At 62.6% G+C, this 18,159-nt stretch carries 16 protein-coding genes and 1 other RNA gene; all 17 read right to left on the reverse strand.

The features are described from left to right. The coding region (gene dnaX, locus DMP11_RS08365; RefSeq protein ID WP_123186041.1) for a DNA polymerase III subunit gamma/tau at nt 1-1,222 on the reverse strand (1,222 nt) is incomplete at its 3' end. A 115-nt stretch (nt 1,223-1,337) separates the two neighbouring features. Beyond that, on the reverse strand, nt 1,338-2,345 hold the full coding sequence (locus DMP11_RS10645) for a VTT domain-containing protein (RefSeq protein WP_214647109.1): 1,008 nt from the start codon (nt 2,343-2,345) through the stop codon (nt 1,338-1,340). A gap of 31 nt (nt 2,346-2,376) precedes the next feature. Further along, an RNA gene (gene ffs / locus DMP11_RS08375) (signal recognition particle sRNA small type) lies at nt 2,377-2,470 on the reverse strand. 177 nt (nt 2,471-2,647) lie between these two features. Continuing rightward, nucleotides 2,648-3,985, reverse strand: coding sequence for a chloride channel protein (locus DMP11_RS08380; protein WP_161555342.1), 1,338 nt, complete (start codon nt 3,983-3,985; stop codon nt 2,648-2,650). A 110-nt stretch (nt 3,986-4,095) separates the two neighbouring features. Then, the gene (fdhD, locus tag DMP11_RS08385) at nt 4,096-4,893 is read right to left on the reverse strand and encodes a formate dehydrogenase accessory sulfurtransferase FdhD (protein WP_123186043.1); all 798 of its coding nucleotides are present in this window, start codon (nt 4,891-4,893) and stop codon (nt 4,096-4,098) included. A 92-nt stretch (nt 4,894-4,985) separates the two neighbouring features. Continuing rightward, on the reverse strand, nt 4,986-5,819 hold the full coding sequence (locus DMP11_RS08390) for a formate/nitrite transporter family protein (RefSeq protein WP_183621512.1): 834 nt from the start codon (nt 5,817-5,819) through the stop codon (nt 4,986-4,988). Nucleotides 5,820-5,844: 25 nt separating this feature from the next. Next, complete coding sequence (gene hycI, locus DMP11_RS08395; protein WP_214647108.1) at nt 5,845-6,414, reverse strand: hydrogenase maturation peptidase HycI; 570 nt, start codon at nt 6,412-6,414, stop codon at nt 5,845-5,847. Beyond that, nucleotides 6,411-7,004, reverse strand: coding sequence for a formate hydrogenlyase maturation HycH family protein (locus DMP11_RS08400; RefSeq protein WP_123186045.1), 594 nt, complete (start codon nt 7,002-7,004; stop codon nt 6,411-6,413). The genes hycI and DMP11_RS08400 overlap by 4 nt, the downstream gene beginning before the upstream one ends. Then, complete coding sequence (locus DMP11_RS08405; RefSeq protein ID WP_123186046.1) at nt 7,001-7,783, reverse strand: NADH-quinone oxidoreductase subunit B family protein; 783 nt, start codon at nt 7,781-7,783, stop codon at nt 7,001-7,003. The genes DMP11_RS08400 and DMP11_RS08405 overlap by 4 nt, the downstream gene beginning before the upstream one ends. Further along, nucleotides 7,784-8,314: a formate hydrogenlyase complex iron-sulfur subunit gene (locus tag DMP11_RS08410; protein WP_123186047.1), complete on the reverse strand. Its 531-nt coding sequence runs from the start codon at nt 8,312-8,314 to the stop codon at nt 7,784-7,786. A gap of 2 nt (nt 8,315-8,316) precedes the next feature. Beyond that, on the reverse strand, nt 8,317-10,056 hold the full coding sequence (locus tag DMP11_RS08415) for a hydrogenase large subunit (RefSeq protein WP_123186048.1): 1,740 nt from the start codon (nt 10,054-10,056) through the stop codon (nt 8,317-8,319). Further along, entirely contained in the window at nt 10,056-11,633 is a 1,578-nt protein-coding gene (locus DMP11_RS08420) for a hydrogenase 4 subunit F (RefSeq protein WP_123186049.1), read from the reverse strand. The genes DMP11_RS08415 and DMP11_RS08420 overlap by 1 nt, the downstream gene beginning before the upstream one ends. A gap of 3 nt (nt 11,634-11,636) precedes the next feature. Beyond that, nucleotides 11,637-12,299, reverse strand: coding sequence for a hydrogenase 4 membrane subunit (hyfE, locus tag DMP11_RS08425; RefSeq protein WP_235869435.1), 663 nt, complete (start codon nt 12,297-12,299; stop codon nt 11,637-11,639). Between the two features lie 6 nt (nt 12,300-12,305). Beyond that, nucleotides 12,306-13,232, reverse strand: a complete 927-nt coding sequence (locus DMP11_RS08430; protein ID WP_123186051.1) for a respiratory chain complex I subunit 1 family protein — start codon at nt 13,230-13,232, stop codon at nt 12,306-12,308. Nucleotides 13,233-13,241: 9 nt separating this feature from the next. Next, the gene (hyfB, locus tag DMP11_RS08435) at nt 13,242-15,329 is read right to left on the reverse strand and encodes a hydrogenase 4 subunit B (protein WP_123186052.1); all 2,088 of its coding nucleotides are present in this window, start codon (nt 15,327-15,329) and stop codon (nt 13,242-13,244) included. Next, nucleotides 15,330-15,923: a 4Fe-4S dicluster domain-containing protein gene (locus DMP11_RS08440; RefSeq protein ID WP_123186053.1), complete on the reverse strand. Its 594-nt coding sequence runs from the start codon at nt 15,921-15,923 to the stop codon at nt 15,330-15,332. A 33-nt stretch (nt 15,924-15,956) separates the two neighbouring features. After that, nucleotides 15,957-18,143: a formate dehydrogenase subunit alpha gene (gene fdhF / locus DMP11_RS08445; RefSeq protein ID WP_123186054.1), complete on the reverse strand. Its 2,187-nt coding sequence runs from the start codon at nt 18,141-18,143 to the stop codon at nt 15,957-15,959. Nucleotides 18,144-18,159 lie beyond the last annotated feature (16 nt).

Below are 18,159 nucleotides of genomic sequence, written 5' to 3' on the forward strand. Positions count from 1 at the left end.
GGGCCGGGGCAACAGGGGCCGCCACCGGCGCAGAAGCCACCGGTGCCGCGGCCGCCATCACCGGGGCCAGCCCCATCACGCCGCCGCTGCGCTCCAGCGCTTCCACCCGCTCCGCCAGCGCCTCCAGCGTAAGGTCCGATTCGGGGCGCACCATGCGGGTGAGGGCTATCTCGAAGGTGAGGCGGGCGTTGGTGGAGGTTTTCAGCTCCGCCAGCAAATCCCCCATCACCGTGAGCAGCCGCGCCAGACGGTCGGGGCCGAACAGCGGCAGCAGCGCCTCCATCTCGCGCCGCTCGGTGTCGGACACGTCCAACGCCACATCGGCGCCGGCCAGGCTCATCACGTACAGGTTGCGGATGCTGGCGGCCATGTCGCGGGAAAACTGGGCCAGGTCGGCGCCGGTTTCCACGTAATCGGCGGTCCAGCAGAAGGCGGCCGCGGCGTCGCGGCGCCCCACCATGCCGATGATTTCAGACAGACCGGTGGAATCCAGCGCCCCCAGCATGCGGGAGGCCACCTCCATGGTCACGTTGTTGCCGGAAAACGCCATCAGCTGCTCCAGCGAGGTGAGGGCGTTGCGCATGCCGCCATCAGCCCGGTGGGCCACCAGCTCCAGCGCGTCGCCGTCGAAGGTAGCGCCCTCGGCCACGCAAATGGCTCCCAGCCGCGCCACCATCTCGTCGGTGGAGATGCGGCGGAAATCGAAGCGCTGGCAGCGGGAATGGATGGTTTCCGGCACCTTCTGCGGGTCGGTGGTGCACAGGATGAACACCACGTGGGACGGCGGCTCTTCCAGCGTCTTCAACAGCGCGTTAAAGGCGGCAGTGGAGAGCATGTGCACCTCGTCGATGATGTACACCTTCGAACGGCCGCGGGTGGGGGCGTACTGCACGCGGGAGATGATCTCTTCGCGCACGTTCTCCACGCCGGTGCGGGAAGCGGCGTCCAGCTCGTACACGTCGGGGTGGGTGCCGTTGGCGATTTCAAGGCACTCTTCGCAGGTGCCGTCCGGGTCGGGAGTGGGGCCCTTCTCGCACAGCAGCGCCTTGGCCAAAAGCCGCGCCGTGGTGGTTTTGCCGGTGCCGCGCGGGCCGGTGAACAGATAGGCATGGGACACTTTGTCCTGATCGATGGCGTTTTTCAGCGTCCGCTCAATGTGTTCTTGGCCCACCACGTCCTCGAAGATCTGGGGGCGGTACTTCCGGTACAGTGCCTCGGCCATTAACGGCATCCCTTCTCGTTTCGCAAAGTTTCGCTGCACAGCTTACAACAAGAAGCGCCGCCCATGGAGGGGCGGCGCGGTGGTTCCGCAGGGTTTCGCGGCAAAGCGCGCCGGCCTACTCGGGCTTGCCGGCCGCGTCGGGCGCGTCGGGCGCATCGGGCGCCGGCGCCTCTTCCGCCGGGCCCTCTTGGGAAGACGACACCTCCCCTTCTGCCCCGTCCGGCAACTCACGGGCCGCCTTCGCCTGCTGCTCGGCCGCCTGCGCCGCTTCCAGGCGCTCGGCCGCTTCCCGCTCGGCCGCCTCTTGCCGTGCCTTTTCCTGGCGCAGCTGCTCTTGCTGAGCCGCCACTTTCGCCCGCGCCTCTTCCTTGGCGCGCGCTTCTTCCCGCATCACCTGCTCGCGCACCACGTCGCGCTGGTACTGGGCCTCGGCCACCTTGGCTTCCGCCTGGGCCACCGGGTCGCCCTTCTTGGCGCGGCGGCTGGCGGTGGCCGCTTTGATGGCGCCGATGAACGCCGGCGCCACCGACACCGCCACGATGCCCAGCACGATCACCTCGAAGTGCTCCTGCACCACGGGAATGCCGCCAAAGAAGTAACCCACCAGCACGAACAGGCTCACCCAGGTGACGCCGCCGATGCAGTTGTACAGCGTGAACTTCCCGAAATTCATGTGGCCGGTGCCGGCGATGAACGGGGCGAAGGTGCGGAAAAACGGCATGAAGCGGGTGATGACGATGGTAAGGCCGCCGTAGCGCTCGAAGAAGTGGTCCAGCTTCGCCATGCGCTCGGCGTTCAGGGCCTTCACCTTGCCGGAGTCGATGATGCGGCGCCCGAAGAAACGGGCGATCCAATAGTTGGAAGTGTTGCCCAAAATGGCGGCGATCCAGAACACCCACAGGGTGGCCCAGATGTTCAAGCCGCCCCCGTCGGCGGAGAACACGCCGGCGGCGAACAGCAGCGAATCGCCCGGCAAAAACGGGAAGAACACCAGGCCGGTTTCCACGAACACGATGAGGAACAGCGGCGTGTACACCCAAACCGGGCCCAGCGCGATGATCCAGGCGGCGATTTGGCCGCGCGGGTCTTTCAGCAGGTTGACGAAGAAATCGATGATGCCCATGAGGCTCCTTACGTTTAGCACGCAAAAGTGCCCCGAATAGGTAGGGGCGCTCGTCAGCGGTCCCTTATGGCTGCTTCCTCCCGGACCTGACCAGGTTCGGAACATGTCGCCGCCCATACCCATTCGAGGCACTCGAACTTGTGACATAACAGTATAGGCAGTCAAGCTCCCCCGCACCTCTGCCCAAACCGCCCTTGACCAAAATTCCATACCCCTGCTATTTCGGGCATTTTCCGCGCCGTTCGCGAGCCATACGTGTTAAGGCCTTGGCAAGAGCCCCGTCTTCATCCACGCCGATATGCTCATCCATCCGAATCGCTGGACAGCGCAGTAGGATACAGCCCAACGCGGGGTGCGCAAAGCGATGACAGAAAGGCCGCAGGTGCTGCAAGGACGGCTACCTCAGGCCCAAAAAGCCCGAGCGACAGTACGCAGGCCGTAAGAGGGCACTTGGTGCAGCTGGAGAAAAACGAGGCGACTCCAACTGCGGAAAACAGCGCGATTACGGCCGATGGCGCGCCGGCAACCACGGCGGCAAGCCCCTGTCCGGAAAAGACAATCCCGCAAGCGCCCACCGCAAGCACTCCAATGGCATTGCCCAGACAGGCCCCCACAGCCAGCACGGGCATAATCTCACCCCCCTTGAATCCGCCAGCGAACGTAAGCAAGGTGAGCGCACCTTTGAGCGCGAAGGACCACCATGGCAGAACACCCCCCTCCACAGCCACGGCGGCCAAATCCGCTCCAGGCCCACAGTAAACGCGCACTCCCCCGTAGCCTAACACCTCGGCGTAACCAAGCAGCAGCGACACAGCAACACCGCCCACGGCGAGGGCAAACACTGGCGCGCCCAACCGGGCCAAACCGCACCGGAGCATACTGACCGCCCGGCAAAAACCAGCGCCAACCGCCCCCGATACCGCCCCCACGAAAAGAACTGGCACCACTAGCGCCATCGCCGCTCCCAAAAAGCCAAGATCCCCTGACTCAAAGCCCGAATGCGCCATCGCCGCCAGGCACGCCCACTCCCCCGACAAGGCCTCAGCCACCTGGGGCAGAAAACGCACACCGCACGCCTCTGTCACAATCCAGGCTGCGGCGGCGGCAATCGTCGGCGCAACGACGGCTCCCCCGTCCGAAGGCCGTCGCCGCAGTACTTCGAATGAGAACACCACGCCTGCAGCAGGCACGCCAAGCATTGCCCCCAATGCGGCGCCCATGGCCGCCGGAGCAGCCCACAAACGGCCCTCAGCGGACAACTGGCGCCGAAACGACCCGCTCGCCCCAGCGGCCATTTGCAGAGCGGCGGCTTCCTTGCCCACTGAGCCACCGCAGAGTACAGTGAGCACCGTCCCAACGACAACTGCCGGCACGAGCCGCAGCGGCACCTCTTCTCCGTTGCGCGCCGCCTTCGCCACCGAAGCCGTGCTCCAGGCGAAGTCGACCCCAGTCGCCCGATAGAAGCCATAGGTTGCCAAACCGGCCACGGGCAGGAGCCACCCAAGCTGCGGATAAGCCGTAAAAGCCTCGGCAGCCGCATCCACCGCCACGCTCAGCATCGCCGTCAAGGCGCCCACTGCCCCTCCCAGAACAGCGAATACCAGCCCATCACGCAAGAACTTGAGAGCAGCGGTTGCCATAGCCCCCTCCAATTCGTCCAGCATTCCCCATGTCGTAAGGCCAGTCCGGTCGGTCCGCTAAAAAAATCGAGCAACGCCAACGTTTCCGCTGCTCGAAACGGTGGGCACCCCTAGCTTGGGTCGTTGTACACCACAACCGAATCAGGACGCGCCTGGCAAATGAGCGTGAGGCCGAACTCCCGCGCCAAGCGAATGGTCTCGTCGGTGGGCACTGCCTTCGTAGCAAGGATGGGAATACCTGCGCGAATGGCCTTCATCACCATGTCAACCGGCAAGCGGCCGCTGGAAAACACAAGGGCATTGCGCAAATCGATATCCGCCCGCAAAGCAGCCCCCACTACCTTGTCGAAGGCATTGTGCCGGCCCAAATCCTCACGGCAAACTACGATTGCGCCATCAATCATCAGGTAGCAACTGTGAGTCCCCGTAGTTGCGCGGTGCAACGGAGTGTCTTCGGCAAAAGCCCGAGCCGCCTTGAAAACCCATTCCGGTTCCCATGGGATAGGCACAACGGCCGCAGGCCGGCTGTCGCTAGTGAAATACTGGTTATACACGCGATTGCCCGTGCAGCAGGTTGGCACCGTCTCGATGCCGGCCCGGGAGAAATCCGCCCGCCGGCAATCGAGCAGCACCGATGCGCGAGAGCCCTGATCGCACAGGTACACCTCGGCTATGTCGTCCACCGCAGAAACAACACCTTCGGTGAACAGCCGACCCACCACCAGATCGACCAGATGATCGGGCGTGCACACCATGCGCAGCGTTGGCACGGTGTTCACCGACACCTCTAGGGCGTGCTCGGCAAGCACAGCGCGACTTACCGCCTCGCATCCGCCGCCGGGATGCAGCAGAAGCCCGCCGCACTGCTCGACCGCCTCCTCTTCCCGGTACTGGTCGATTACCTTCATGATGTCCTCTCTCGTGTCTCAGCGGCCAGGCCCGGCCGGGGCCTGCTCCTCAGAACCCTCTCGCCACACGGCAGCAACGGGCGAGCGGGCACCTATTTCTCTTGCTTCTTGCGGTAGATGAACCAGTAGGCCATGCCAACGAGCAGACCACCGGCAATATTGCCCAAGGTGGCCAACACCAAGTTGTAGGCCACCCCTCCAAGCGTCATCGCGCCAGCGACCCCAAATCCGCCTACCGCATTTAACAGCAAACCCATGGGCAAAAAGAACATATTCGCCACGCAGTGCTCAAAGCCGCAGGCCACAAAGGCAGAGATGGGGAGCAAAATGCCAAGCACCTTATCGGCCGTCGTCTTCGACGAAAAGCCGATCCACACGGCCAGGCAGACGAGAATATTGCAAAGCACCGCTTTGAAAAACAGGGTCACCGGCTCAAGCGCCACCTTGCCAGCCGCCACCGACACGAAGGCTTCGCCCACCGCTCCGCCGTTCATTCCCTGCAGATTCGATAAATAAATGATGGCCACGGCGAGCAGGGAACCAGCCAGATTGCCAACCCACACGATGCCCCAATTGCGGAACAGCTGACCAAAACTAATCCTGCCGGAAGCCTTAGCGCATGCCATGAGCACGTTGCCCGTAAAGAGCTCGGCGCCGCAGCAGAGCACCAAACACAGACCCAGGCAGAAAGTTAATCCCCCTACAAGACGCTGCACACCGAAGGCCATAGTGGTGTCTCCCAAAAACGTGCAGAAGAACATGCCGCCGAAACCGATGAAGGCGCCGGCAAGCATTGCTGACACGAAGCACTTGCCGCCGGCCATGGTGGCCTTCGCAACGCCAACGTTCTCAGCCTTGGCCTCAATAGCCGCCGGCGCTAGGGCGTCGGGGCTGATGGACATAAGGTCCTCTTTCACAATCGACATGGAACAACCCTCCCAAGATACAAACTCACATATTTACATACGGGTACATTTCGAAATTTCCGCCTGCTGCGATGTCGCGGTAGATGCCCTCCACCGCCTTCCTCACCGCATCGCTCACCGGATCGAAGAAGGCGGTGCTCAGCGGCTGAATACCGAGGAAAATCACCTCGTTGCACATCTGGACCAGCTCCTCCAGCAAATAGGTAATGGGCAGCGTATGGGTGGTGATGAGCGACTGCACCGCCACATCCTGGGGGCGTAAGCGGCGCACCGTTCCTGGATCGAGCCCCATGGCCGCCGCGTCGACGAGAAGCAGTCGGTGCGGGGCAACGCGCCTCAGGTAACCCAAATCGTTCTCGGGCGTCTGCCCTCCATCCACCACCGTCCACCCCTCTACCGGCTTCTCTTCCAGGTGCCGGGCCAGCAGGGGGCCAGCCGCGTCGTCGCCACGCAGGACGCTTCCAACGCAGAACACGACGTTGCCGCCCCGGGCCCCAGCCTCGGCCGCGGCGAGAATCGCCTCAGCAGTCGGCGGATTGCCGCACCCTGGATTCTCGGCGGTGTGGCGAGGCTCACGTTTTCCCGACTCCGTCACGACACCCTCCTTCCCATGGCATACACGCACGCCTCGCACTGAATCTCTTCCAAAAGGCGCAGGAATTCCTCGAGCCATGACAGCGCATCGGCAGCAACCACCGATGCGGAAGCCGCAAACTCCTCCGATGCCTTATCCAAATCCGCTAGAGCCGCCCCCGACCGCTCCAAGGCCGCGATCACCGCCGGCTTCAACAGGGCCACGTGCTCTCCCCTCACCTCGATTTCCCCGAAGCGCTCGATACCGGCGAGCTTATCGCGCGCCGAACCCGGATCCATGAGCGCGAGCGCATCGGCGAACACATCCCGAGATGTGGAAAGGCGCGGATGCAGGCAGTCGATGACCCCGGTATGATGCCCGATGGCCAACGTGTAGTAGAGCACCGAGCGCACGTCGTCGGGAATGGAGCGCTCATGATCGACGAACTTCTCGCCCAGGCGGTAGAACACCACCTCCCGCGCCGTGCGTCCATCGGTGGTATGCGCGCTCAGGGGGCGGGCGGGCGCCCCCTCCTCCCGGCTTGCGCAGCCGCCCGACGTCCTTTCGGCGCCGGCCGGCTGCGCTTCCTGGCGGCGAACCGTCGTGATCATTCGTCGACGACCTTGCTCAGAAGCAGCGTCTTCAGATCCATGAAAACAGCCTTTTTGCGCATGTCGGCTTCGCCATCGATAAGCGCATCGACGGCGCCAAACACATTAACGCGATCCTTGGCGATGGCCATCATGAACTCGTCCACGATCTGCTTGCCATAGTAGTAGCCGCTCATGCGTCGCGCCTCGCGCTCAAAGGCAGTGCGCACCTTGTAGGGAATGGCGGGAAAGGCCACCGGAGCCTCCTCCCCGACAGGCGCCACATGATGACTCTCGTGCAGCTTTTGGTCCAACAGCCCCAAAGCGCAGGCGAACCCGAAGATGGTCGCCGGCGGCGAGGGCGGGCAGCCCGGCACGTACACGTCCACTGGCAAGATGGGATCAGTGCCGCCCCACACGCAATAGTTGTCATGGAAGATGCCGCCCGTGCATCCGCAGGCACCGTAGGCCATGACGATCTTGGGATCAGGAGCAGCATGATAGGCCCGCAGCGCCGGTTCGCGCATGGCGCGGGTCATCGCACCGGTATACAGCAGCACATCCGCATGACGGGGCGAGGGCACCACCTTGATGCCAAAGCGCTCGGCATCGAAGACCGCCGTAATAGTGGCGAAAATTTCAATCTCGCAGCCGTTGCAGCCGCCGCAGTCCACGCGGTACACGTACACGGAACGCTTAATCGAGCCGAGCAGGCGCTCCTTCGCTTCAGCCACCTTGGCATCTAGCGCAACCGGATCGGGTCGCCACTGCAGCTGGGATGGAAAGTCGTTCTCCAGCATTTACGCCCCCTTCCTCTCGCGGGCCTGCTTCTGAAAGGCCTCAGCGTCATCGGCGCGGCGGCAGTCCAAGCACAAATCCAGTTTCTCTATATCGGTTGCCGCCACTCCTCCCACGGATGCTAGCACTCGCCGCGCGTAATCCACTTCCTTAGCGGGCGCGTAAGGCCTGCCGCAACGGGCGCATTGGACCACCGCATAGGAGCACGATTCCCGCAAATCACCCTTGTTCTTCACAGCCAGTTCGAACTCGCCCGTCAGCTTAATGGCGAACAGCGGACACACTTCCTGGCATCGGCCGCAGAAAATGCAACGGCCGTAACTGATGTCCCAAGTGATGAGCGACTGGTCGGCGTTTAACTCCATGGTGATGGCGTTGGCCGGACAGGCAATAGCGCACGCCCCGCATGCAATGCAGAGCTTCTCGTTGTGCTCGGGCTTGCCGCGGAACCCCGCCGGCATCTCAAGCGGCTGGAAGGGGTAGCCCACCGTCGCATCGCCGGCCCTGCGAATCTCCTTGAACAGCTTCAGCACGGCTACCACCCCTTCCCAGCCAGCGGCGAGTGGGTGCGCCGACGACAGTAGCCCTCCAACTGGTCTTTCGTCAGCACCGTCTCGGTCTTCTTCTTCACGTCCACCACAGTCACGCGGTCGGTGCAGGAATAGCACGGATCCATCGACCCCACGATGATGGCCGCATCGGCCACGGTGTTGCCCCGGAACATATAGCGCAGAATGGGCCAGTTGGAATAGGTGGCCGCCTTGGCGCGCCAGCGATAGCACTTCTGGTTGTCGCCGACCATGGCCCAGTGCATATCCTCGCCGCGGGGCGCCTCGGTATAGCCGAGAGCGAACTTGTGCGGCGTATACTGCCACTTTTCCGTGAGCACCGGGCCGGCCGGCGCTCCTTCGAGCAACTGCTCGATCATGGTAAGCGAGTCCATGAACTCTTCTACGCGCACAAGCGTGCGGCTCTGCACATCGCATCCGTTATGGCTTCGGGCCGACAGGCCCACCAGGAACTTGTACCCATCGAAGGGATGGTCGAAACGCACGTCGCGGGCGATGCCGCTACCGCGCACGCAAGGGCCCACCGGCGAGAAATCACGAGCCACCGCCGGGTCGAGGTATCCGATACCAGCCGTGCGCGATTCAAAATTCGCCGTCGACGTGAGCATATCCACAAGCGCCTCCACCTCGTTGCGCAGCTCTTGCACGTAGGCAATGGTGGCCAGCTTTTGCTCGTCTAAGATATCGCGACGCACACCGCCTATGAGGTTCAGCCCGTAGGTCTTGCGGGCGCCGGTGAGCAGCACCGCCAGATCCATGGCCTTCTCGCGCACCCGGAAGAAGTGCTGAAAACCCGTGTCGAAACCGCAGTAGTGGCACACGAGTCCTAAGTTCAACAGGTGAGAGTGCAGACGCTCCACTTCCAGCAGAATGGCGCGGATGTACTGGGCGCGCAGGGGCACCTCTATGCCCTGGGCGTTTTCCACCGCTTCGGCGTAGGCCACCGAATGGGCGTTGCCGCAAATACCGCAAATGCGGTCCGCGAGAAAGGTCACCGCATCGTAACTCAGGCGGCTTTCGGCCACCTTCTCCATGCCGCGATGCACGTAGAACAGCCGATAGTCGGCGTCAATAATGTCCTCGCCCTCGACGAACAGCCGGAAATGCCCCGGCTCGTCAGATGTGATGTGCAAGGGTCCCATAGGCACCTGCGTGGTCTCCTCGGCATGACCCTCATAGAGAAACTCGTAGTTCTCCACGGCGCAGGCCGGCTCGGGGCGGCGACGATAGTCCATAGCGTCCTTGCGCAGCGGATACAGGTTGCTTGGCCAGTCGTCAGGAAGCACCAGCCGCCGCTCATCGGGCAGCCCCTGGGCGCGTAGCCCAAACATGTCGAAAGCCTCGCGTTCGCTCCATACGCAGGCGGGAACCCGCGGGGTCACGCTCGGGTACTCCATGGAATCCGGATCCACTTCGGCCCGCACCACGACGAACCCCGGATCGCTCTCCTCCATGGACAGCAGATAGTACAGCGCGTAGCTGCCGTTGATGGGCCTTTCGTCATTAGCCACCATATTCGGAAGCCAACCCCCGCGTCCGTAGTAGAGGAACTCCACCACATCGGGAAGCATGTCGGTTGGCACGGTGATGGTCACCTGATCGGCCGCCTGCCACGTCGCATCGAGCACCGCGCCGGGGAAGGTGTCGCGCACCGCCTGCACGTGGGTTTCGCCCACTCGCAAAGCTGTTTGCCTTTTCGTCGTCATTACTCGAACACCTCCTCGGTCATCCCATCGGCGGCTAGCGCCGCCAGGGCGTCGTCAAGCAAGCTCCCATTTGCGGAATACTCGCCCTCGTAAGCCATCACGATGGCCCCCGCATCCTCTATAGAACCAGCCAGGGGGCCGGGCATCGCCACGCCAAGCAGCACCACAAGCGCCACAAGCACGATTTCCGGAACCAGGGCCAAGGCGGGTACGTCCCCGCGCGGCACATTGTCGGGCGCGCCGCCAAGCGCCGACCCCGTAATGAGGCGAACAAGGGCCATGATCACCACAACAAGCGCCACAAGCACGAGCACGAGCGCCCACCAGGCCGCGGCTGCCACGCCCGCGAGCACCATGAGCATCTCGCTCAAAAACATTGCGAAGGGCGGAAAACCCGCCAAAGCCAGACAGCCCGCGACGAACAAGACGCCCGTGACGGGCGCCACCGCCACAATGCCGCGAATCCTTTCCAGGTCGCGCGTGTGGTACTTCATCATCACATTTCCCGCCAGGCAGAACATGAGCGCCTTGGTCAGACCGTGGGCGATGCAATGCACGAGACCCGCGATGATGCCCAGAGGACCGCCTATGCCGAAGCACACGGCGATAAGGCCCACGTTCTCACAAGAGCTATAGGCCAGCTTCCGCTTAAGATCGCGCTGGCGATACACTTCGAAGGCGGCATAGCCCACCGAAAGGACACCCAGAATCATCATGACTGTCTGGGGAAACCCATCCCCCACATTGGCCGAAGCGAGGATATAGAAGCGCAGGATGATAAGGATCGCACACTTCAGCAGCACGCCCGAGAGCAAAGCCGAAACGGGGCTCGGCGCCTCGGAGTGAGCATCGGGCAGCCAGGTGTGCATAGGGAACAAACCCGCCTTGGTACCGAACCCGATGGCCGCGAACACAAAGGCAATCATCATGAGGGAGTGGTCCATAAGCGGCGCAACCGGCAGGATGGCAGTCCAGAACACCGCCTGGTGCGCATCGGCCATGACGTCGGCGGCATTAGCGTATACGAGCAGCGTGCCGAACAGGCCAAAAGCCACGCCCGCCGTGCAGACGATAACGTATTTCCATGCCGCCTCCAAGGCGAGCTTGGTGCGGTAAACGCCCACGAGGAACACCGTCGACAACGTAGTGGCCTCCACCGACACCCACATCATGATGATATTGTTCGAGGTGACGGCCAGAATCATCGAGAACACGAAGAGGCTGAAGAAGGCGTAGTACTGCTTCACCTGGCCGGAACCGAGGCGCCCCTCCTCCACATCGTGGGCCACGTAGGGCAGCGAGTAGACGCCCGTGCACGGGGCGATGACGGCGATGAGCCCAAGGAAGAGCGCCGAGAGACCGTCCAGATGGAACCACTCCCCCGCCGCATAGACATCGGCACCGGAACACACAGCCACCACGAGAGCCAGGCCCGCAACGGCCACACCGGCCAGGGAGAGCAGGTGCAGGGCCTCATAGACGGCGGACGGAGTGCCCTTCGATGGCAGCACGGCCATGGCGAGCGCCGCGATGAGGGGACAGCCCAAGAGCGCCAAAAGCAACATTGAGTAATCCATGGCTTATCCCTTCAACTCACAGAGATCGTCGGCATTGAGGGTGCGGGCATAGCGCGCCATCCTCGCCACGAGCACCGCCAAGATGACAACTGCGAAAATCGCATCGGTGGCCACGCCGATCTCCACCAGCTCGGGAGCCTGGGGCGCCAAAAGCGCCAAGGTCACGTGCGAGCCGTTCTCCATAAGGCAGTATCCGAAGATTTGCTTGAAGATGGACCTCTGGATGACAATGCAGGTGAGGCCAATGAAGAAATGGGCGAGCGACACGGCCAATGTGGGCTTCACCGCCGCGGCCGTAGGCAGGTCAATACCAGAGACGGCCACGAAGCACACAAACACTTCCACGGCCACGAGGGCGACCGACTTCATGGGGTTCAGCTTCGGCGGCAGGTCCACCGGAACCTCCCCTCCGATTTTCTTCAAGGTGAACAACAGAATGGCGGGCACGAGCACCACCTTGGTGGCGAAGGCCGTGGCCGACCACGTGTACAGCTCGCCGGAGCCTGTGACCGCCCCCAACGAGGCCAGCACACCCACCAGCACGAGCGACTGCAGCGAGTACAAGCACGCCGCGGCCCGTCCAGTGCGGGCGAGAACCACCATCATCGAGGTGATGATGAGGCAAGCGCCCAGCACGTTGACCAGCGGATATCCGAACATACTCATCACCTCCTATATTCCAATGACGAGAAACACAAGGGAAAGCGAGGCTATCCCCACCACGAACCAGGTGTAACGACCCAGGTACTTGTAGCGCACGCGCATAACGGAATTCTCAATCACGGCAGCAACGAGGAGCACAGCGGTCACCTTTACCGCATAGAGGAGAAACCCGATTAGCACGGCCCCCGCGTCGGGTGCCTGAGCTGCCCCGAAGGGCAGGAAGACCGCCACGAACAAGCTGGCTACCACAAGCTGCTTCACCGACACGCCCAGCTTCAACATGGCCAAGGACGGGCCGGAATAGGCGGCCAGCGGGCCCTCTTGAATCTCCTGCTCAGCCTCGGCCAAATCGAAGGGCAGCTTGCCCATCTCGATGTAGCAGGCCATGGCACAGGCCACTCCGGCCACCACTACGGCCACGAAGGGATAGGCAGTCAGCGTCCCCACCGCTTGGGTCATAATCCCCAAGTTGGTAGAACCAGCGGCCACGGCCATCACGAACAGCACGAGCATGAGCGAAGGCTCCACAAGCACGCCCACCAAAAGCTCCCGGATACCCCCGATGGCGGTGTAGGATCCGGCCGAATCAATGGCTGCGAGGCTGAAAATGAAACGGGGCAGCGCCATGAGATACAGCACGGTAATGATGTCGCCGAGCAACGGAATCGGGCAGGCCTGCATCGCCAAGGGGAGCCCCGCAGCGATGAGGGCAAACGACCCCAGGAAAACCGGCGGCGCTATGCGGGAAACCAAGCCGCTGCCGCCCTCGCGCACCTCGCAGCGACGCCACAGCTTCGCGAGGTCGTAGTAGTCCTGCAGAACCGACGTGCCCGTGCGCGAGTGCATCTTCGCACGGATCTTGCGGGCCACGCCGCTTGCAAGCGGAGCGGCGGCCACCAGAAGGACAGCCTGAAGTATCGCAATAATGATAGTCATGGCATCCTCCTAACGAACCAAGATGATGAGCGCGAGAAAGAACACCAGCGCTCCGACGATATAAACGATATAGGTGCGGAAGTCACCGCTCTCCAGTCGGGCAAAAGCCGCGCCCAAATCGCTGACGATAGAAAGCACCGAATGGGACAGCGGCACCGTCGGCGCAGGAGCGGGCGCAATGCCCGCAACGCGATCGCGGTCGTATCGCGAATCCGGATCCGCATTGGACGGGGCGCAGACGCCTGACTCCTTTTCCAGGGAAAGCCCACGGGAGACCATCCGTGCGAGCACCGCGCCAAGGCCATTCACAACGCGGCGAATCGCATAGAGCGGGCCCATAAAACCCTTCACGTTCGCCCCGACAGTAGAAGCGAGCGTCTCCATGGAAAGATCGGCCGCATAGCCGCAGGCCCAGGTTTGCGGGTCGTCCTTAATGCCCGCGCGGCGGTTAGCCGCATTGCGCGCAAGGGTGCAGCCCCCTATGACCGCCACCATGAGAACAGCAATAACAAGCGGCGACACAACCGACACCGTATCGAGCGACACGAGCACAGCGCCCTCGCCAACCGGCAGTGCCGGAGCGGCCAACACCGAAGCGGCCAGATCGCTCATCTGCGGAGCAACCCAAGCCGCACCCAGGCCGAGCGCGATACAGGCCGCCGTGAGCATCACCATGGCAGCCACCATGGGCACCGGCGCCTCATGGGCGCGCTCGGCAGCTTTGGAACGAGGCCGGGCGAGGAACGTCACGCCGAAGGCCTTCACGAAGCAGGTGACGGCCAAAGCGCCGGTAATAGCCAGAGCCACCACAGCGAAGGCGAAAACGATGCGAAGGAAGACGTCGCCGCCCATGGCCGCACCGATGAGCCCTTGGTAGGTGAACCACTCCGACACAAATCCGTTCAGCGGCGGAATGGCCGAGATGGCCAGCGAGCCAATGAGGAAGCACACCGCCGTCCAGGGCATCACGCGCGCCAGGCCACCGAGCACCTCCATGTTGCGGGTACCCGTAGCGTGCAGCACGCTGCCGGCGCCCAGGAACAGCAGGCCCTTGAACATGGCGTGGTTCACCACGTGGTATAGCCCGGCCAAGAGACCGATAGCAGCAAGCCAGGGCAAACCCGCGGCCCAGCCGAAGATACCCGTGCCAACACCGAGAAGGATGATGCCGATATTCTCCACCGAGTGATAGGCCAGAAGGCTCTTCAGGTCATGCTCGCCCAAGGCGTACACCACGCCGAGCACGCTGGAAACCGCCCCAATGATAATGACGAGCACGCCCCAACTCACCTCACCGCCCGTAGCGCCGAGCAGATCGAAGCACACTTTGCAAATGCCAAAGATGCCGATTTTGATCATACCGCCGGACATGAGGGCACTCACGTTCGAAGGGGCTGCCGGATGGGCCTGGGGAAGCCACGAATGGAAGGGTACCACACCCGCTTTCGCCCCAAACCCGAAGAAGGCCAGCACGAAAGCGATCGTAGCCACCGGCGGAACGAAGGCGAGGCCCCGGAAAGCCGCGAATTCCAACGAACCAGCACAGACGGCCATGGAGAAAAAGGACAGGGCAATCATCAAAAAGCCAATATGGGCCATGATGAGGTAAAGAAAACCTCCGCGCAGCGATTTCTCCGTCTGATCGACGATGACGAGCATGTAGGAGGTGAGCGACATCAGCTCGAAGAATACGAGGAACCAGAAGGCGTTGTCGGCCAAGATAACCAGGTTCATGCTAGCGATAAAGAGGTTCATGAAAAACCCAATGGGTCCGATGCCCGCCTCGTAGTACTCGTCGAAATAGGCCAGGCCGTAGAGCCATGCCGCAAAGGCCAGCGCCGCAATGACGGCGATGAACAGGCCCGCCAGAGGGTTCAACAGCAGCGTGAAGTTCGCGAACGGCAAGGGGCCGGCCCAGCTGACATAGGTTGCCGTCTGGAACAGGGCACCCACTCCGCCGATGAAGCTCAGGACCGCCGCGCCCATGCCGCCCGCGCACGCGATGACCTTCGAGACGGGCCGGGCCTTCGAGGCGGCCAAGGACAGCATGCCAGTAACGCAGGAGAGCCCGAGAGAGAGCAAGATAATCTGCAGCATTTAGGCCTCCTTCAAATTCGTCGACCGACCCATCATGATCTGGTTTGCCGCCACGGCAGCGCGCATCTTTTCCTTGCGCAGGCCGTCGAGCGTCGTGGCATCGCGCACGAAGAGCGCCTCGGTCGGGCAGGCACTCACGCAATGGGGACCCCCTTCGGGGTCGTAGGTGGAGCATAGGTCGCACTTGACGGCGCAGGTGTACACGCCGATGCTCCAGGACAACAGCGGCGAGGTGCCGCGCGGTTGGTTGGGAGTGGGATAGGAGATGCCGGCAACCCCCGCCGTTGAGGTACCAGCTGGATGGATGGCGCCGAAGGGGCACACCACCGCACAGAGCTTGCACCCGATGCACGCTTGCTCGTTCACAACAACGGCGGCATCGGTGCGCGCAATGGCGTCCACGGGACACACCGCCAAGCACGGCGCCCCCTCGCACTGATGGCAGGTAACGGCCGCCGTTACCTCGGGGGTGAGCGTCAGCGCGAGGCGGGGCTGCGCCTGCAGCCCGGCCACACGGTGGCCATGGCTGCAGGCGGCGAGGCATGTGCCGCATCCTATGCACCTATCCGGCTCTATGGCGATGAAGGTGTTCATCAGAGTCCTTTCGGATGAGGAAGGGTGCGGCGGCTACTCCGCGGAAACATCAGTCACAGGCGCCACGTTCTGAGGCGCGGCCTCGGCGGCCAAACGGTCTTTCAGGGCGCTGTAAAGCGACTGCATATGACGCTCGGCCCACACCTGGTCGTCAATGCAGTGCACCTCGCAGGCGGAGTACTTGTCCTCGGGCGTGCCCGACAAGGGGTCGGTCACGTGCATAGTCAAATCGTTGCACTTGCCAATCCACCACTGATAGGTCATGTACACCGCGCCCTTGTTGATGCGCTCGTCCAAACACGCGCGGGTGATCACCTTGCCGCGACGCGAGCTGACCCACACCAGGTCTTCATCGCGGATATTGCGCGCCTCGGCATCGATGGGGTTGATGTGCACGTAGCCCGGCTCGTCGGCCAGCATCGAGAGCACCTTGCAGTTGCCGGTCATCGAGCGGCAGGAGTAGTGGCCAACCTCGCGCACCGTGCACAGCACAAGCGGGTAGGCGTCATCCGGAAGCTCCGTGGGCTCCACGAAGTCGTGCGCCATGAGGATGGCCCTCTTGTCGGCGGTGTTGAACTGGCCATCCTTGTACAACGTGGGGGTGCCGGGGCATTCCAGCGTGGGCACCGGCCACTGGGCATGGCCCGTACCGGCCATCTTTTCATAGGTAGCGCCGTAGAAGTTGGGGCAAAGCTCTCGCACCTCGTTCCAGATTTCCTCGGTATCCTCGTAATGCATCGGATAGCCCATGCGCGTCGAAAGCTCTTGGAAGATTTGCCAGTCGTGCTTGCATTCGCCCTTGGGGGGCACGGCAGCCGTAAAGCGCTGGAACGTGCGGTCAGAGGCGGAGAATACGCCATCATGCTCGCCCCAGGAGGTGCCGGGGAACACCACGTCGGCCAGAGCAGTCGTTTGGGTCATGAAGATATCCTGGGAGATGAGCAGATCGAGGTTCTCCAAGGTTTCCTTCATGTCGGCGGAATCGGGCTCGGTCTGCAGCGGATCCTCGCCGAAATTGTAGAAGGCACGAATCTTGCCCTCCTTCACCCCGTGGGGCAGGTCGGTCAACTTGAAGCCGGGCTCGGCAGGCAGCTTGCCCTCGGGAAGCCCCCATGCCTTCTCGAACTTAGCGCGCATATCGGGGTTTTCAACTTTCTGATAGCCGGGAAGGAGGCTCGGCCACATACCCATGTCGCAAGAACCCTGCACGTTGTTCTGACCGCGCACCGGCGCAAGGCCGGCGTTGTCGCGACCAATTTGATTTGCAACGCACGCGATGGCGGCAATGGTGTGCACCACTTTCACGCCCTGACGCTGCTGGGTGACGCCCATGCCCCAGCCGATGATGGAGTTGGGGGCGGTGGCGTACATGCGGGCCGCCTTGCGAATGTCCTCGGCGCTGCAGCCACAGATATCGGCCACGCTCTCAGGCGTGTAGTTCTTAATAGTCTCCCACCACTCATCAAAGCCGGCGGTGTGAGCATCCACGAACGCCTTATCGTGCATATTCTCGGACACGATGACGTTGGCGAACGCATTCATGAAGGCGAGGTTGCAGCCGTTCTTGATCTGGATGTACAAATCGGCTATGCGGGCGGTCTCGATGGAGCGCGGGTCCACAACAATGATCTTGGCGCCCTTCTCCTTGGCCTTCACAATGCGACGGGCCACGATGGGGTGCGAGGCGGAGGGGTTGTAGCCGAACAGCATGATGAGGTCGGCGTTCTCCAAGTTGGGAATAGACACCGACATGGCACCGGAGCCCACCGTGTCCATAAGGCCGATAACCGAAGGGCCATGACAGGTACGCGCGCAGTTGTCAATGTTGTTCGTGCCAATGCAGGCGCGGGTGAACTTCTGCATAACGAAGTTTGCCTCGTTGCCTGGGCCGCGGGAGGAGCCGGTCAGCATAATGGCATCCGGGCCGTACTTCTCCTTGATCTCGGTCAGTCGCCGCGCCGTGAAGTCCAGCGCCTCGTCCCAGGTAACACGCTCCAGCTCGCCGCCCTTCTCGCGGCGAATCATCGGGTGCAAGATGCGCGGCGTCAGGATCTTCGTGTCGTTGATGAAGTCGAAGCCCGACAGGCCCTTCAGGCACAGCTCGCCCTCGTTGGTTACGCCGTCGATGCCCTCAGCGCCGACGACCATCCCGTCATCGACCAGCAGGTTGAGCTTGCATCCGGCACCGCAGTAGGGACATACGGCCATATGTTTTTCCATTGTTTCACTCCCCCGT

It is taken from the genome of Parvibacter caecicola, from assembly GCF_003725335.1.
Taxonomy (GTDB): domain Bacteria; phylum Actinomycetota; class Coriobacteriia; order Coriobacteriales; family Eggerthellaceae; genus Parvibacter; species Parvibacter caecicola.

What these genes read in the sequence shown, in the direction of transcription:
- DMP11_RS10645 (WP_214647109.1), bottom strand. Translation starts at nt 2,345, where the DNA reads ATGGGCATCATCGATTTCTTCGTCAACCTGCTGAAAGACCCGCGCGGC.
- DMP11_RS08380 (WP_161555342.1), bottom strand. Translation starts at nt 3,985, where the DNA reads ATGGCAACCGCTGCTCTCAAGTTCTTGCGTGATGGGCTGGTATTCGCT.
- fdhD (WP_123186043.1), bottom strand. Translation starts at nt 4,893, where the DNA reads ATGAAGGTAATCGACCAGTACCGGGAAGAGGAGGCGGTCGAGCAGTGC.
- DMP11_RS08390 (WP_183621512.1), bottom strand. Translation starts at nt 5,819, where the DNA reads ATGTCGATTGTGAAAGAGGACCTTATGTCCATCAGCCCCGACGCCCTA.
- DMP11_RS08400 (WP_123186045.1), bottom strand. Translation starts at nt 7,004, where the DNA reads ATGATCACGACGGTTCGCCGCCAGGAAGCGCAGCCGGCCGGCGCCGAA.
- DMP11_RS08405 (WP_123186046.1), bottom strand. Translation starts at nt 7,783, where the DNA reads ATGCTGGAGAACGACTTTCCATCCCAGCTGCAGTGGCGACCCGATCCG.
- DMP11_RS08415 (WP_123186048.1), bottom strand. Translation starts at nt 10,056, where the DNA reads ATGACGACGAAAAGGCAAACAGCTTTGCGAGTGGGCGAAACCCACGTG.
- DMP11_RS08420 (WP_123186049.1), bottom strand. Translation starts at nt 11,633, where the DNA reads ATGGATTACTCAATGTTGCTTTTGGCGCTCTTGGGCTGTCCCCTCATC.
- hyfE (WP_235869435.1), bottom strand. Translation starts at nt 12,299, where the DNA reads ATGAGTATGTTCGGATATCCGCTGGTCAACGTGCTGGGCGCTTGCCTC.
- DMP11_RS08430 (WP_123186051.1), bottom strand. Translation starts at nt 13,232, where the DNA reads ATGACTATCATTATTGCGATACTTCAGGCTGTCCTTCTGGTGGCCGCC.
- hyfB (WP_123186052.1), bottom strand. Translation starts at nt 15,329, where the DNA reads ATGCTGCAGATTATCTTGCTCTCTCTCGGGCTCTCCTGCGTTACTGGC.
- DMP11_RS08440 (WP_123186053.1), bottom strand. Translation starts at nt 15,923, where the DNA reads ATGAACACCTTCATCGCCATAGAGCCGGATAGGTGCATAGGATGCGGC.
- fdhF (WP_123186054.1), bottom strand. Translation starts at nt 18,143, where the DNA reads ATGGAAAAACATATGGCCGTATGTCCCTACTGCGGTGCCGGATGCAAG.